Here is a 14676-nt window from a genome sequence, read left to right as displayed (position 1 = left end):
ATTTTAATGTGTTTTTTAATTTATCGCCCGAATTACTTTGCTTGGTGGGGTTTGATGGATGTTTTGTAAAAATTAATCCTGCATTTCAAAAGGTTCTAGGCTATTCAGAGCAGGAATTGGTAAATAAACCGCTTAATGATTTTATTCATATTAATGACAAGGAGTCTACTCATCAAATCAGAGAAAATTTAAAAAAGGCACTTCGTTAAACAATTTTGAAAATCGGTATTTGTCCAAGTCGGGAGAAATATTATGGCTTTCATGGACTTCAAAACTCGTACCTGAAAAAAAGTTAATTTTTGGAATGGCGAGGCTTGTAAATCCCAAAAAGGAGATGGAGGTCAAAAGAAATGAGTTGATCAAAGAGCTTTCTAGTACAAATGAAAAGCTTAAAAGATTGACCATCACTATTTCTCATGATCTGAGGTCTCCTGTCAATAATTTAATGGCTCTTATAGAACTTTTAGACCTTGAGAAAATAAAAGACCAGGAGAATCTAGAAATAGTGGACATGCTCCAGAAATCTACGAAAGGGCTAAAAACCCATCTTGATGAATTTCTTACCTCTCTTAAGAAAGAAGAATTACTGGTTATTAAGGTTGAAACGCTATCTTTTCAAGAGTTGTTGAATCAATCAACAAGCGCCATCAAGTCATTAATTAAAAACTCCAACGCAAATATTATTTCGGATTTTTCTGAAGTACCCACGGTTGATTTCAATAAATCGTATTTAGAAAGTCTTTTTTTAAATCTTATTTCTAATTCCATTAAGTATACCAGACCTGATATAGATCCAGTAATTAAAATATTTTCGTTTTCTAAAGCCGGTATTACCGGTCTTTCAGTGAAAGACAACGGCATAGGGTTCGATATGGAGAAAGTGGAAAAGAGGATTTTTGGATTTGATCAGAAGTTTCATAACAATGAAGAAAGCCAGGGTATAGGATTGTATTTGGTTCACAATTATGTTACTGCCCTTGGTGGTAGAATAGAGGTCAAGAGCAAACCAGATAAAGGAACTGAGTTTGTTATTTATTTTAAAAACCAATAATTGAGACTTCGGTTGGAGAATCAGTTTTCCTATTATATTTGAGACGAGTAATTTTTTTTTTGAATTTATTTGGATCAAAATGATTTTTTTTCTCCTTTGATCCGTTACCTAACTATACTAGAAGGGCAATTTGTATAATATCACCACAATTATGCAAGTGGAAGGGTTATTTTGAAGCAATAGAAAATAGCATCCAAGCAGCTAAGTTTAAACTGGGATTTTGTCATGGAGTTTTCTGAGTCTTCTCAGAAAGTAATTCTATCATGTAATAAAACCAATATTGTTCATTTTGGGGTCAAATGGAAATTTTGTCATAAATTGATTTATGGAAGCATCTAATCAGATTGTTATTGTAGGAAATGGTATTTCAGGAGTTACTTGTGCACGACATATTAGAAAAGTAGACAGTCAAGTGAAAATCACAATTGTTTCTGGTGAAACGGATTATTTTTTCTCACGTACAGCCTTGATGTATATCTACATGGGGCATATGAAGTATGAACATACCAAACCTTATGCGGATGATTTTTGGAGTAAAAACCGAATTGACCTAAAATCTGGCTGGGTGAAACAAGTGGATTTTGACCTTAAGTCTTTATCGTTTGAAAATGGGGAAAAGCTTTCCTATGATAGATTGATTTTAGCTACTGGCTCCAAACCCAATAAATTTGGATGGCCAGGGCAGGATCTTTTGGGAGTTCAGGGATTGTACAGCATGCAAGATTTGAATAGCATGGAAAAGCGTACAAGTGCCATCACCCGAGCTGTAATTGTAGGTGGTGGCCTGATAGGCGTTGAAATGGCTGAAATGTTCGCCACGCGAAAAATACCCGTTACTTTTTTGGTGAGAGGTAAATGTTTTTGGGACAATGTACTGCCTCCAGAAGAGGCTCAATTAGTCGCCAGGCATATTAAAGAACACCATATAGATTTAAGGTTGTCTACCGAATTATCAGAAATTTTAGATGATGGCAATGGAGAGGTCAAAGCTGTGAAAACTTCGACTGGAGAAATTATACCTTGTGAGTTTGTTGGTTTAACTGCTGGAGTCAGTCCAAATATAGATTTTCTGAAAAATTCAGGCTTAAAAACCAATAGAGGTATAGTCGTCAACAAAAAATTTCAAACCAATATTCCTGAAGTTTACTCCATAGGAGATTGTGTTGAATTTACTGAAGCTCCTGGGCCTGATAGAAAAAATATTGAACAAGTGTGGTATACGGGAAGGATGCATGGCGAAACGCTGGCTTACAACCTTACGCATGACAACCAAGTAGATTATAAACCAGGGATTTGGTTTAATTCTGCGAAGTTTTTTGACATTGAGTACCAAACCTATGGGTTTTTACCAACTTCATGGGGCGAAGATAAGTGGTCGTTTTATTGGGAGGATGATAAAGGGAAAATGGCAATAAGATTGTTATTTGACGCAGAAGACCGCATTCTAGCCACCAATGTATTCGGTTGGAGGATGAGACACGAGTTTTTTGATACCGCAATTAAGGAAGGATGGAAAGCCGATAGGCTTATGAAACAACTGCGAGAAGCCAGTTTTAATCCGGAATTCTATAAAGACTACCATATGGAGGTGGTTAATAAATACAATCAAGAGAAGGGCAGAGATGTACAGCTTTCTAAAAAATCTATTTTTCAAAAAATATTTGGATACAACTCATGAAAATTCTACAAAAAATTGGGGTGTTACTTACCATAGTTGGTTTGGTGATTTTCACTGTTACACCTTTTTTGGGCAGCTACCAACTGGATGAAGCAACTACTATTGCAGCCACAAAAGACATTCATAACGAAGCAATGGTTGAAGTGCTTAGACCCATGTTTGGGAAACTGTATACTTCTAACTTTGCTTTTATTTCTTCATTCAAAGATTATTTCAATTCCTACAATGAGACTTTAAAGAGTAACCAGGAATGGGATAAGGTTATCTGGGATGATTATTCCTTCTCAATCACCAAAGCATCTTCCATAGGACCTGTCAAAGAGCATCCCCTAATTTTCTTGTCCTTATCCATTGGGCTTACAATTTTGGGAGGCCTTTTATACATATTGCCTTTGTATCGCGGGGTTCCGGATGGGATAAAGAATGACGGAATATTCTTTTCGTCCATGATGGCCAGGGGATGGCTGGGTATGATTACCGGTGCCTACCTTATCCTTTTTTACATCCTACTATATTGGTTTCCTGAATACCTTACAAATCTGGTTTTAATGGTAGACCCTATAAGCATATTTCTATCAGGAGGGCCTGCCAGCCAATGGTTTTTATATGGTTTTATTTATTCATTTGCTATTGTGGTAATGGGCCTTAGGATGTTCAGGAAATACAAAGGGAATAATTACCAGTTGATTCGAACGACTTCTGTAATGTTTTTCCAATTGTCATTTGCCTTTATCCTACCCGAAATTTTGGTTTTATTTAATAAACCTTGGCATGATTTCAAAAACATTTGGCCACTAGATTATTCTTTTTTCTACGAATACCGGTTGGATGGAATGATTAATTCCGGTGCACTGGGAATGTTTATGCTTATTTTTGGAATTCTACTAATAGTTATAGGTGTACCATTGTTTACCTATTTTTATGGTAAGAGATGGTATTGTAGCTGGGTTTGTGGCTGTGGTGGCCTGGCAGAAACCTTGGGTGACCCTTACCGCCAATTGTCCGATAAGTCTGTAAAATCTTGGCAAATAGAAAGATACCTTATTCATGGTGTCCTGGTTTTTGCTGTTGTAATGACAGGACTGACCATTACGAATTATTTCATGGGCTTTGAGCTATTAGGCCAGGCAACCGATCAATTGCATTCCATTTACGGATTTGCAATAGGTTCTATTTTTGCGGGTGTGGTTGGTACTGGTTTTTATCCATTCATGGGGAACCGAGTATGGTGTAGATTTGGTTGTCCTTTGGCTGCCTATCTTGGATTGGTCCAAAGATTTAAATCAAGGTTTAGGATTACTACCAATGGAGGTCAGTGTATTTCCTGTGGCAATTGCTCCACCTATTGTGAAATGGGAATTGACGTTAGGTGGTATGCCCAAAGAGGCCAAAACATTGTACGTTCTTCTTGCGTAGGTTGTGGGGTCTGTTCTGCAGTTTGCCCAAGAGGAGTATTGAAGTTAGAAAATGGTGACGAGGAAGGCCGAATCAATGATATGCCGATTATTATAGGCAATGACTCAGTTAAAGCAAAATTATAGAAATGTTGATGAATGTGTTTTTAGTAATATATGGCCTTGCCATGTGTTTTATTTTATTTTACAGTTTTGCGCAAGCGAATTTATTATGGCATTTTTTTAGATTTAAAGACAATAAAATGCCCATGGCTACGGTCGAAAACAAAGCACTCCCTTTTGTGACGATCCAGTTGCCTATTTTCAATGAAAAATATGTAGTGGAAAGGCTTATTCATGCCATTGCAAAAATGCAATACCCGATGAACAAGCTTGAGATTCAGCTGTTGGATGATAGCACTGATGAAACTTCAGACATTATTAAAGAATGTTTGAAAACGTATCCCGAGGTTGACTTTAAGTACATTCACAGGGTTGATAGAGCTGGGTTTAAAGCCGGAGCGTTAAAAGAAGGGTTGGAAATTGCGAAAGGAGAGCTTATAGCCATTTTTGATGCAGATTTTGTCCCAGATCCTCAATTCTTGTTAAAAACAGTTTCCCATTTTGAAAATGAAAAAGTAGGTATGGTTCAATCCAGGTGGGGACATCTGAATGAGGATTACTCGCTTTTTACCCGCCTTCAGGCTTTTGCTTTAGATGCCCATTTTATGGTGGAGCAAATGGGGAGGAATGCACAGAAAGCCTTTATAAACTTTAATGGAACGGGGGGCATTTGGAGAAAGTCATGTATCCTTGATGCTGGTAACTGGCATGCAGACACCCTTACAGAAGATCTTGACCTTAGCTACAGGGCACAGCAAAAAGGCTGGGAATTTGTATACAGACCGGATGTGGTTTCTCCAGCTGAGTTGCCACCGGTAATGTCAGCGATAAAATCCCAACAATTTCGCTGGACAAAAGGTGGGGCTGAATGTGCGAAGAAGCATTTGGGCCATGTATTGACGGGGTCTTTTCCTATGACAGTGAAATTACATGCAGCAGCCCACTTACTGAATTCAACGATTTTCATAGCGATACTATTGGTAAGTTTGTCTAGTATTCCAGTTTGGTGGGGCTTTTACAAAGGCATGATTCCATTAGAATACTTTAAGCTTGCCGCTTTTTTTCTCTTTGGTTTTGTGATCATTGCCTCGGTATACTTTTTTGCCAATCTGAATCTAAAGAAATTCACTTTAAGAAGTTTCTTTAGATTTTTATGGGAACTTCCTGTTTTTCTAGCCGTTTCAATGGGACTTTCCGTTCACAATGCACAGGCTGTATGGGAAGGTTTGACAGGAAAAAAAATCTCCTTTTATTCGTACACCCAAATACAACTTAACAGGTAAAGGGAAGAACTGGGTAGGCAATACCTACAATCAATTAAAGATACCACCTACTGCTTACCTGGAAGCTATTCTTGCGATAGTTTTTAGTGCGATGGTCATTTTCTCGCTTTTTTACAGCAACCTATGAAATGCTAGTATTTCACAGTATGCTAGCGGTGGGTTTTACTTTAGTAAGCATCACTTCCTTTAGAAGTTATTTGGCTAGCGCCAGATAGCCTTATTATTAATAAACAGTTTGTTAAAGAAGTCTTAAAATAGATTTTTAGATTCAATTTATGTTGATAGATGTAATCATTCCAGCTTTTAATGAAGCCAATGCCATTGGTAAAGTAATTGCTGATATTCCTGAGTTTGTGAGAAACATCATCGTGGTGAACAACAATTCCAACGATGATACCAGAAAGGTAGGGCTTGATGCAGGAGCTATAGTGTTGGATGAACCTCAAAAAGGGTATGGCAAAGCTTGCCTTAAAGGTTTGTCTTATTTGGAGCAGATGGATACACCTCCCGAACTGGTCGTATTTCTGGATGCCGATTACAGTGACTTTCCTGAAGAAATGGAAAAACTCATTCAACCTATTCTTCACGAAGACATGGACATGGTCATAGGTTCTAGGGCTAAAGGTAGTAGAGAAAATGGGTCGATGACGGTGCCTCAGGTTTTTGGAAACTGGTTGGCAACGAAATTAATGTGTAAGTTATTTGATGCAGAATTTTCGGATTTGGGCCCATTTCGTGCTATTCGTTGGGATAAATTGCAAGCCCTAAACATGCAGGATGTTGATTACGGGTGGACCATAGAGATGCAGATCAAAGCGGTGAAAAGTGGATTTTCTTACACCGAAGTGCCAGTCAATTATAGAAAAAGAATAGGTGTGTCTAAAGTTAGCGGAACGGTTAAGGGCGTTTTTGGTGCTGGGTATAAAATACTTTACACCATATGGAAGTATAGATAATACCTGTGAATAACTTCCTTAAATACAGGTGTCAATTTCGATTATTTTCTTTAAATTAAACATTAAATTAAAGGTTATGAGAAGTTTAATAGGTTTACTTATAGTATTGCTAGGTTTTTCTTGTAATAGGCCTCAAAGGGAAAATGTTGATTTTAAAGAATGGGGCGATTTTTGGTTTCAAGGCAAAGCAGAAATCAACAGCTATGACCTTAGCCAATATCGGTATGGAGAAGAAAGAGAGGGTGAAGCAGTACTTATTTTCGTTACCGAGGATTTTTCCAGAAAAAAGCATTTAAAACTTGATGATCCCGATGGAGCTGGAAGAGATAAAATTTCAGTCCTCAAAATGAATCAAACAAGGGAGTTTGTCACGGGTATTTACCCCTACCACATGATGCTTTCTGCGTTTACCCCTACCAAAGAGGCCACTCAGGGTCTTAAATTCACCTCTACCTCGCAGGAATGGTGTGGACAATCCTTTACCCAACTAAACTTGAAAAGTGGGGATAACTATAGTGGGGAATTGTTTTCTTATTTTGAAGAAGAAGGTGAAAAGTCATTTTCTATAGAGGGTGTCGCAGAAGATGACCTGTGGAATCTAATCAGAATTAACCCTAATCAGGTACCAATTGGCAGCGTAATGATGTGGCCATCCTTAATTCAACAACGTTTTACCCACCAGGATTTTATTGCAGAGGAAGCTTTTATTAGAGCCATTGACATAAGTGAAAACAGAAGCCAACTTGAAGTGACCTATAGCTCCGGTAACCGAATACTACGGATCAATTATGAAAAGGAGTTCCCTTACCAAATATTGGGCTGGGAAGAAGAACAAACAAATAAAAATGGTAAAAAAGAGTTGACCAAAGCTGTGCGTAAAGGAACTAAAGTCATCGATTACTGGGATAGAAAAGCATTGGAAGATGAATTCCTTCGTGATGAACTGAAACTTAACAATTAAGCACAGATTATTGAAAACTTATTTCGGTCTTTTATTATATGCTTTAGCAATAGTGGGGATGGGGTATTTTTTACCTCGTTCTGCATTTATTCCGCAATTGACTTTGTTTTCGCTATGCTTTGGTGCCTATCTGTTTTTAGTTCATTCTTCTAAAAAGCACAAGTATTCTTTTGGCTTTATCGTCCTAAGTGCACTCGTATTGAGATTGCTATTGATGGGAGCTTGGCCGGTTCTCTCGGATGACTTTTACAGGTATTTTTTTGATGGGCAATTAATTGGCAATGGAATTAACCCTTATGCGGCCTTACCAGGAGAAGTGCTAGCAAATGGTGCTATACCCAAAAATGTTTACTGGGAAACATTGCTAAATAAAATGAACTCGCCCAATTATTTTTCAGTATATCCACCTTTACATCAGTTGTTTTTTTGGATCTCTACTTGGGTAGGGGAGGATGTTTTCCTCAATATCGTTTCGTTAAGATGTATTGTACTGATTTTTGAAATGATCAACCTGTGGTTGATCAAAGAGATATTAATCAGTTTAAAACTCCCCAGTTACAGATTGGCTTGGTATGCGTTCAACCCACTCGTTATTATGGAGGTGACGGGAAATCTTCATTTTGAAGGAATAGTATTGACAGGGCTGTTAATTGCCTTATTTTATTATAGTCGGCAAAATGAAAAGAAAACAGCCTTAGGTTGGAGCTTGGCTGTAGGGCTCAAATTAAGCCCATTGCTTACAGCACCTGTCTGGCTAAATACCTGGAAAAAACCTGATTTCATTAAATTCACATTGGTTACGATTTTAGCCCTATTGGTTTTCTTTGCTCCGCTTATAGTTGGGGGTGGATTGACAAATTTCTATTCCAGTTTCCGCCTTTACCAAAGTACTTTTGAGTTCAACGCCTCCATATATTATGAATTAAGATGGCTTTCTGGATTTTTTATAGATTATAATCCCATTGGTTCACTAGGCCCTAGCCTCAACTTTATAGCAGCTGCCTTGCTGTTGGGAATAGGGTTGATTAAAAAGAATAGGAATACTTCCAGTTTGGCGGCAAAAATGGTTTGGATGTATTTGGTTTTTTTGCTGCTTCAGACAACTGTTCATCCATGGTACTTGATTCCAGCCCTGGGGATCAGTCTATTTACTGCCAATTACCTGTTTATTGTTTGGAGTGGTTTGGTTTTTCTGTCCTATCATGCTTATTCTCACCCGGAATTCGTGGAAGATTTTCGAATTATCGCTTTGGAGTACCTCTTGTTATTCATTGCTTTGGTGCTTACTGGATACCGGCATTATAAAAATAAATCAACAGTTTATTCACTACCAACTAAAGTATAACAATTTAGCCTAAGAAAACTGTGTTAGATTCCTTTCATATGTCGAAAGGTTTTTTTCGTTAGATGCGCCTCATTGTATGTTTGAAATAAATCAGTTTAGTTGGTGAAATCATTTAACTAGGTCTCAATATGGTCTTTTAATCCAGGGTCTTCGTCTATTCTTTTGAGAAGCTCAACCACATTATTGACTTTAAGTTTTTTCATAATATTAAAACGATGTGTTTCTATCGTACGAATGCTTTTCCCTAATTTTTCAGCTATTTCTTTATTTCCTATGCCACTAGCAATCATTTTAAGAATTTGTTTTTCTCTTTTGGTAACATCATAATGATTGACAGGTGAGGTTTTTTTAATGTTTTTTCTATCTTTTCCATTTAAATAATTATTCACCAATACCTGGCTAATGTCACCACTAAAATATTTCCCTCCCTGATGTATGGCTTTGATTGCTTTTAAAAACTCCTCCTTACTGGTGTCCTTTAATAAGTATCCAGAAGCACCGCATTCGATAGATTGTAAAATATAATCTTCATCGTCGTGCATCGATAAAATGAGAATCTTTATTGATGTCCCGTTATTTTTTAGTTCTCTAGTGGCCTCCAGTCCATTCATTTCTGGCATGCGGATATCTATAATAAGCATGTCCGGTTTTAGTTTCTCAACAACCTCCAAGGCCTCTTTTCCATTTGAGGCTTCTCCCACTACTACTATATCGCCCTCATTTTCCAAAAGGTTTTTGATGCCGCTTCGAACAACTACGTGGTCATCTGCTAATACAACTTTAATCTTTTCCATTATCTGAAATATAAATCATTTAATCCAAGGGTACATTTATGCTAATGGTGGTGCCTTTGCCTTTCTCAGAGTGAATTTGACAATTCCCATTTATCAAATTTGCTCTCTCACGAATATTGAAAATACCATGTCCAGAAGTAGAGAAATGCCCTTTTTCTTCAAGTTTTTTAATATCGAATCCTTTTCCATTGTCCGCAATTTCCAGGTTCAGAAATTGTGAATTGTGAGAAACGGTTATTTTCACTTCTTTTGCTTCCGAGTATTTGATGGCATTGTTTACTGCTTCCTGGCAAATCCGATAAATATTGTTTTCCGTTTTTCCCTCTAATCTGGTAAGAAAGCCGGTTTTATTTTCAAAGGTTACTTCAAGGTTGGAGATTTTTGTGATTTCTCGGGCAAACTTATTAAGTACAGGCACAATCCCATAATCGGAGAGAACACTTGGGGTAAGGTTAAAGGAAATTCGCCTAACCTCTTGAATGACATTTTTTAGTAAATCCTTAACGGTTTTAAGCTTCTCCTTTTCAAATTCTAAACCAACATTATGAATGGCTTCCAAGTTAAATTTCATTGCCGATAGAATTTGACCAACGCCATCGTGCATGTCTCTGGAAATTCTTTTTCGTTCTTCCTCCTGTCCTTCTAGTATTAAAGCGGAACGGAACTGTTGCTCTTTCACCTTTTTTTCTATCTTTTCTTTATTTATTTCATGGGAAATGATCTCGGCTTCTTTTTTCTCGGTCTTGTCGGTTGTAATCATTAGGACGCTGTCTGGTTGGCCCTGTTCATTCTGGGTTGGGATTAAATTTACCTTTAGCCATACAAAGTCACCCGCCTCATTGACTACTTTGATCTCTCCATTCCATGGATTGCCATTCAGAATCATTTTTTTTATGTTTTTTAAATAATCGGCATCATATCCATGGTATTGAATCCAATCAAAAAAGTTTTTGGGCCTGTTATCTTCAAATTCCATCAGTGAGATGAACTTCGGTGAAAAATTTATAAAATCACCGTTTACTTCACATTTTCCATATACTGTGAAATCATCCACTGCTACATCTACCTCTAGAAGATCCTGATAGGCCTGCTCGAGTGAACTGTATAAGGAGCCCAATTCAAGGGTCATTTTTTTGGACTTCTTTTGAGACCGTTCTTGAATTTCAAATGTCTTTTTGATGGTTTTGGCAGATGGAATAAAACAAAAATATTTCAAATAAGATGACCCCTAACGATAGTGCCAAAAAAAAGGCTTCTATGTTCTTAAGGTTCATTACCCTGGTTTTCGCTTCATTATCAAACTGATAAACGATCTGGTCCATTTTCTTCAGAAAACTAGCCTCCTGTGAGATAACTATTTCAGTGCCTTTTAATATCTTGCTTTTAGGTGTGTTAATGTCGTTTTTTAGCAAACGAACAATTTCCTCGGTAGCATTTACTATGATTTCATAGTCTTGTTTGATTGAACTAAAAAGTGCCGTAATTCTTTTACTGTTTTGGGTTTCTTCTCCTAATGAATTGTTCCCCCATTGTAATAAATGATGGACTTCTTTCCATTCCTCTAAGGCCCCATCAAGTTCTTTTAGTGTTGATTTATCTTTTGATGTGTAGGAAGTGTCAGCCAATAATAGAACACATTTGCTGATCTTTTGGCTAAGCATTCGTTGTCGGCCAGAAAGGTTAATAACCCTGGAATCGTTCTCCTGTTCACTAATGAATTTTTGAATCAGAATTTGACTTAAGATGATACTTAGGGCAATAGCACATAACGCTACAAGATAATACTTGCCCAGCTTATTGAATTTAGGTTTTTTTGACAATAATTGACTTTCCATTCGTGGTTTTGGCTGGTTAAAAATACGTAAAACCACTTAATATTCCCATCTGAGGAAGAATAAATAAAAATAGGTAAGCAGGATTTATTGTTTAAACCCTGCTTACCTATTTCTTTATGACATGCTAAAGATGCTTTATTCTTCAAAGCCTATGTAAACATACCCATCCTCAACCTTGATGGGGTAGGTGGCGATATCACAACTGTCGCCATTTAAATTTTTCCCAGATCGCAATGAAAATGTTTTTTTATGGAAAGGACATGCTACTTTTGGCTCATCTCCATCAGACCCAATCATGCCTCTAGACAGTGCCATTTGCATTTTATGTGGACACAGGTTTTGACATGCATACCATTCTTTTCTTCTCGTAAAATTGTAAATGGCAATCTGCAGATCTTTGTATTTCACACATGCACCACCATTTTCGGGAAGAGCGGATACAGGGGCGGCTTTGAACCATGTGGTGATCTTGGAATGGTCTGCTGTTTTGTACATTTCCTGTAATGTTGTCATCTTATTAGTGTTTAAAATGAAAGAAATAGGTGATATGGTATGCCTATATCCGGTTTAATATTAGTATAAGTAATGAATGGATTGTCTAAAATTTATGCAAGAAGTATTTGCGCACAATAATAGCTTTTTCATTACATGTGTTTTTGGCTCAATCACTATCCCCATGTAGCAGGGATTTTTTGATCTCGCATGGTTTTGAATTTCACCTGTGGATCCCCATGATCATCATTTAAGAAATGTTTGAATTTAGCCCTTAATTTAGGGTTGTTTACTACTTCTTTCCATTCACAGGAATAGGTTTGAATCGTAAATTCCATCTCTTTTTCCAGTTCTTCTCCGATATTGAGACAATCATTCACCACGACATCTCGAAGGTAGTCTACACCACCTTCCAGTTTGTTGAGCCAGGTTGAAGTTCTTGTTAAAGGGTCTGCTGTTCGGATATAAAACATTAGGTAACGGTCTATGTATTTCAAACAGGTGGCACTGTCTATATCATTGATAAGTAATTTGGCATGCTGAGGTTTTGAGCCTCCATTGCCTCCTACATATAGGTTCCAGCCTTTTTCAGTGGCGATGATACCAAAGTCTTTGCTTTGTGCTTCAGCACATTCACGGATACAGCCGGATACGGCTCCTTTTAATTTATGGGGAGAACGTAAGCCCCGGTACCTTTCTTCTACCTGGATGGCAAAGGAAACAGCATCCTGTACGCCGTAACGACACCATGTTGACCCCACGCAGCTTTTAACAGTTCTAAGGGATTTACCGTAGGCATGGCCACTTTCAAAGCCCTCAAGAATTAATTCTTCCCAAATATCAGGAAGCTGGTCTACTCTTGCGCCGAACATATCTATTCTTTGCCCTCCTGTGATCTTTGTATATAGGCCGTATTTTTCAGCTACCTGAGCGATAACAATTAATTTTGAAGGGCTGATTTCTCCTCCAGGTATTCGTGGAACGACCGAATAGGTTCCTCCTTTTTGAATATTGGCCAAATATCGGTCATTGGAGTCTTGAATGGTATCCTGTTTGGTAATGAGCTCATTCCAGGTACTGGAAAGAATAGAGGCTACCGCAGGTTTGCATATTTCGCAGCCATCCCCATTGCCATATTGGTTAAGTAGTTCATCGTATGTTTTGATGCTTTTTATTTTTACCAGGTCCAAAAGCTCTTGTCGGGAATAAAGAAAATGCTCGCAAAGGTTGTTTTTGACCTGTTTTCCCATGGCTTTGAGTTGACTTTTCAACAAGTCGTTGACCATAGGTATACAGCCACCACATCCAGTCCCTGCTTTAGTACAGGTTTTTATTTCATCTAATTTGGTAACGCCATCCTCTTCAATAATTTTACAAATTGCTCCTTTGCTTACATTTTCGCAGGAACAGATTTGTGCCTCTGATGGAAGGTCATCCACTCCTGCGCCAGAAGATTCTTTACCACCTCTTGCACCAAGGATCAGGTCTTCAGGATTAGGAGGTAAGGGCATTTTGTTTTGCGTCATCTGCAAAAGCATGCCATAGGCGGAAGCATCTCCTACCAATATTCCTCCCAATAGACGTTTGCCGTCCATTGATATATTTATTCTTTTGTATTGTCCTGAATTTTTGTTTTGATAAACTATTGGAATTGATGGTTCCAGGGTTCCAAAGGAATCACCAAAGCTGGCTACATCTACTCCTATAAGTTTTAATTTCGTAGACATGTCATACCCGAGGAATGGCCTAACTTCCTTTCCAGTAAGTTGATTTACCACTTGGGTAGCCATCTCATAACCTGGTGCTACAAGCCCGTAAACCATGCTTTGGTAGGATGCTACTTCACCAATGGCAAAGATATCTTTGTCCTCCATAGTTTGAAGAAATTCATTCACAACCACCCCTCCACGGGCAGCATATGAAAGTCCGCTGCTTTTTGCCAGTTCGTCCCGGGGTTTTATTCCGGCAGAAATAACCAACATGTCCACAGGTAAATCAGAGCCATCTTTAAAGTCCAATCCACTTAGCTTTCCGTTTCCTTTAATTCTTTGGGTGTTCTTGTTGAGGTGGATGGAAAGTCCTAAATCTTCCAATTTTGATTTAAGAATTGAAGAACCTTCTTCATCCAACTGCCTTGGCATCAATCTTGGGGCAAATTCAACTACATGGGTTTTTAGCCCCAAGTCACGAACAGCTTTCGCCGCCTCAAGCCCAAGAAGCCCACCTCCAATTACTGCCGCTGATTTAACATTTTTACCAAAATTAATTATCGCATCCAGGTCTTCTAAAGTCCTGTACACAAAAACACCCTTTTTTTCAACCCCTTCGATAGGAGGCACCATAGCCGCCGATCCAGTTGCTAGAATCAACTTGTCGTAGTGTACCTCCCTACCAGTATGACTAATGACCTTTTTTTGCTCTCGGTTGATCTCTATTACGAGTTCATTTCTTCTCAGGTCAATTTTGTTTTCATCATACCAGGTAAGGGGAGCCATAATCAAATCATCAGCAGTGGACCCTGTAAAATAATCACTTAAATGAACCCTGTCATAAGCAGGCCAAGGTTCTTCTCCAAAAACAGTGATTTCAAAGTCACTTATAGGAGAGGCTTGTCGTAGTTTTTCACAAAATTTGTAACCTACCATTCCATTTCCGATTACTACTATCTTTGTCATACTGAGTTTTATTATGGTTGGATGATTGCCTTTCTAAGTATTCTGTTTAATAATTGTCCTTTAAATCGAGTGCTAAGTTAAAATATAAT

The 14676-nt window shown here is 37.9% G+C and carries 13 protein-coding genes; 8 read left to right on the top strand and 5 right to left on the bottom strand.

The window, feature by feature from the left end; translation table 11 throughout:
• Positions 1-8 precede the first annotated feature (8 nt).
• The 8 genes from ADICYQ_RS30520 to ADICYQ_RS23375 all read left to right on the top strand — a co-directional run bounded on the left by ADICYQ_RS30520 (position 9) and on the right by ADICYQ_RS23375 (position 8791).
• Positions 9-209 carry a PAS domain-containing protein gene (locus ADICYQ_RS30520; RefSeq protein WP_161625626.1) on the top strand — a complete coding sequence of 67 codons (201 nt, stop codon included), beginning with the start codon at positions 9-11 and terminating at the stop codon, positions 207-209.
• A 95-nt stretch (positions 210-304) separates the two neighbouring features.
• A complete protein-coding gene (locus ADICYQ_RS23405; protein WP_152520520.1) occupies positions 305-1051 on the top strand; it encodes a sensor histidine kinase in 747 nt (248 codons plus the stop codon).
• A gap of 325 nt (positions 1052-1376) precedes the next feature.
• Positions 1377-2729: an NAD(P)/FAD-dependent oxidoreductase gene (locus ADICYQ_RS23400; RefSeq protein ID WP_020889363.1), complete on the top strand. Its 1353-nt coding sequence runs from the start codon at positions 1377-1379 to the stop codon at positions 2727-2729.
• Complete coding sequence (locus ADICYQ_RS23395) at positions 2726-4270, top strand: 4Fe-4S binding protein (protein WP_020889362.1); 1545 nt, start codon at positions 2726-2728, stop codon at positions 4268-4270. The genes ADICYQ_RS23400 and ADICYQ_RS23395 overlap by 4 nt, the downstream gene beginning before the upstream one ends.
• Positions 4271-4284: 14 nt before the next feature.
• Complete coding sequence (locus tag ADICYQ_RS23390) at positions 4285-5529, top strand: cellulose synthase family protein (RefSeq protein WP_316929337.1); 1245 nt, start codon at positions 4285-4287, stop codon at positions 5527-5529.
• A 275-nt stretch (positions 5530-5804) separates the two neighbouring features.
• Positions 5805-6485 carry a glycosyltransferase family 2 protein gene (locus ADICYQ_RS23385; protein ID WP_020889360.1) on the top strand — a complete coding sequence of 227 codons (681 nt, stop codon included), beginning with the start codon at positions 5805-5807 and terminating at the stop codon, positions 6483-6485.
• Positions 6486-6561: 76 nt separating this feature from the next.
• Entirely contained in the window at positions 6562-7446 is an 885-nt protein-coding gene (locus tag ADICYQ_RS23380) for a hypothetical protein (RefSeq protein ID WP_020889359.1), read from the top strand.
• Positions 7447-7456: 10 nt separating this feature from the next.
• Entirely contained in the window at positions 7457-8791 is a 1335-nt protein-coding gene (locus ADICYQ_RS23375) for an MptA/MptB family glycosyltransferase (RefSeq protein ID WP_174779575.1), read from the top strand.
• Positions 8792-8907: 116 nt separating this feature from the next.
• Here the strand turns inward: ADICYQ_RS23375 and ADICYQ_RS23370 are convergent, their stop codons facing one another.
• The 5 genes from ADICYQ_RS23370 to nirB all read right to left on the bottom strand — a co-directional run bounded on the left by ADICYQ_RS23370 (position 8908) and on the right by nirB (position 14587).
• Positions 8908-9585, bottom strand: coding sequence for a response regulator transcription factor (locus tag ADICYQ_RS23370; protein ID WP_020889357.1), 678 nt, complete (start codon positions 9583-9585; stop codon positions 8908-8910).
• Positions 9586-9604: 19 nt separating this feature from the next.
• Positions 9605-10714 (bottom strand): PAS domain-containing sensor histidine kinase, encoded by a 1110-nt coding sequence (locus ADICYQ_RS29135; protein WP_020889356.1) that lies wholly within the window; start codon positions 10712-10714, stop codon positions 9605-9607.
• Between the two features lie 34 nt (positions 10715-10748).
• On the bottom strand, positions 10749-11420 hold the full coding sequence (locus ADICYQ_RS29130; RefSeq protein ID WP_020889355.1) for a type IV pili methyl-accepting chemotaxis transducer N-terminal domain-containing protein: 672 nt from the start codon (positions 11418-11420) through the stop codon (positions 10749-10751).
• Between the two features lie 135 nt (positions 11421-11555).
• Positions 11556-11933: a nitrite reductase small subunit NirD gene (gene nirD, locus ADICYQ_RS23360; RefSeq protein ID WP_020889354.1), complete on the bottom strand. Its 378-nt coding sequence runs from the start codon at positions 11931-11933 to the stop codon at positions 11556-11558.
• A 155-nt stretch (positions 11934-12088) separates the two neighbouring features.
• Positions 12089-14587 carry a nitrite reductase large subunit NirB gene (gene nirB / locus ADICYQ_RS23355; RefSeq protein ID WP_020889353.1) on the bottom strand — a complete coding sequence of 833 codons (2499 nt, stop codon included), beginning with the start codon at positions 14585-14587 and terminating at the stop codon, positions 12089-12091.
• Between the last annotated feature and the right edge of the window lie 89 nt (positions 14588-14676).

This window comes from Cyclobacterium qasimii M12-11B, from assembly GCF_000427295.1.
Classification (GTDB): domain Bacteria; phylum Bacteroidota; class Bacteroidia; order Cytophagales; family Cyclobacteriaceae; genus Cyclobacterium; species Cyclobacterium qasimii.
This window is presented reverse-complemented; position numbering and strand designations above follow the sequence as displayed.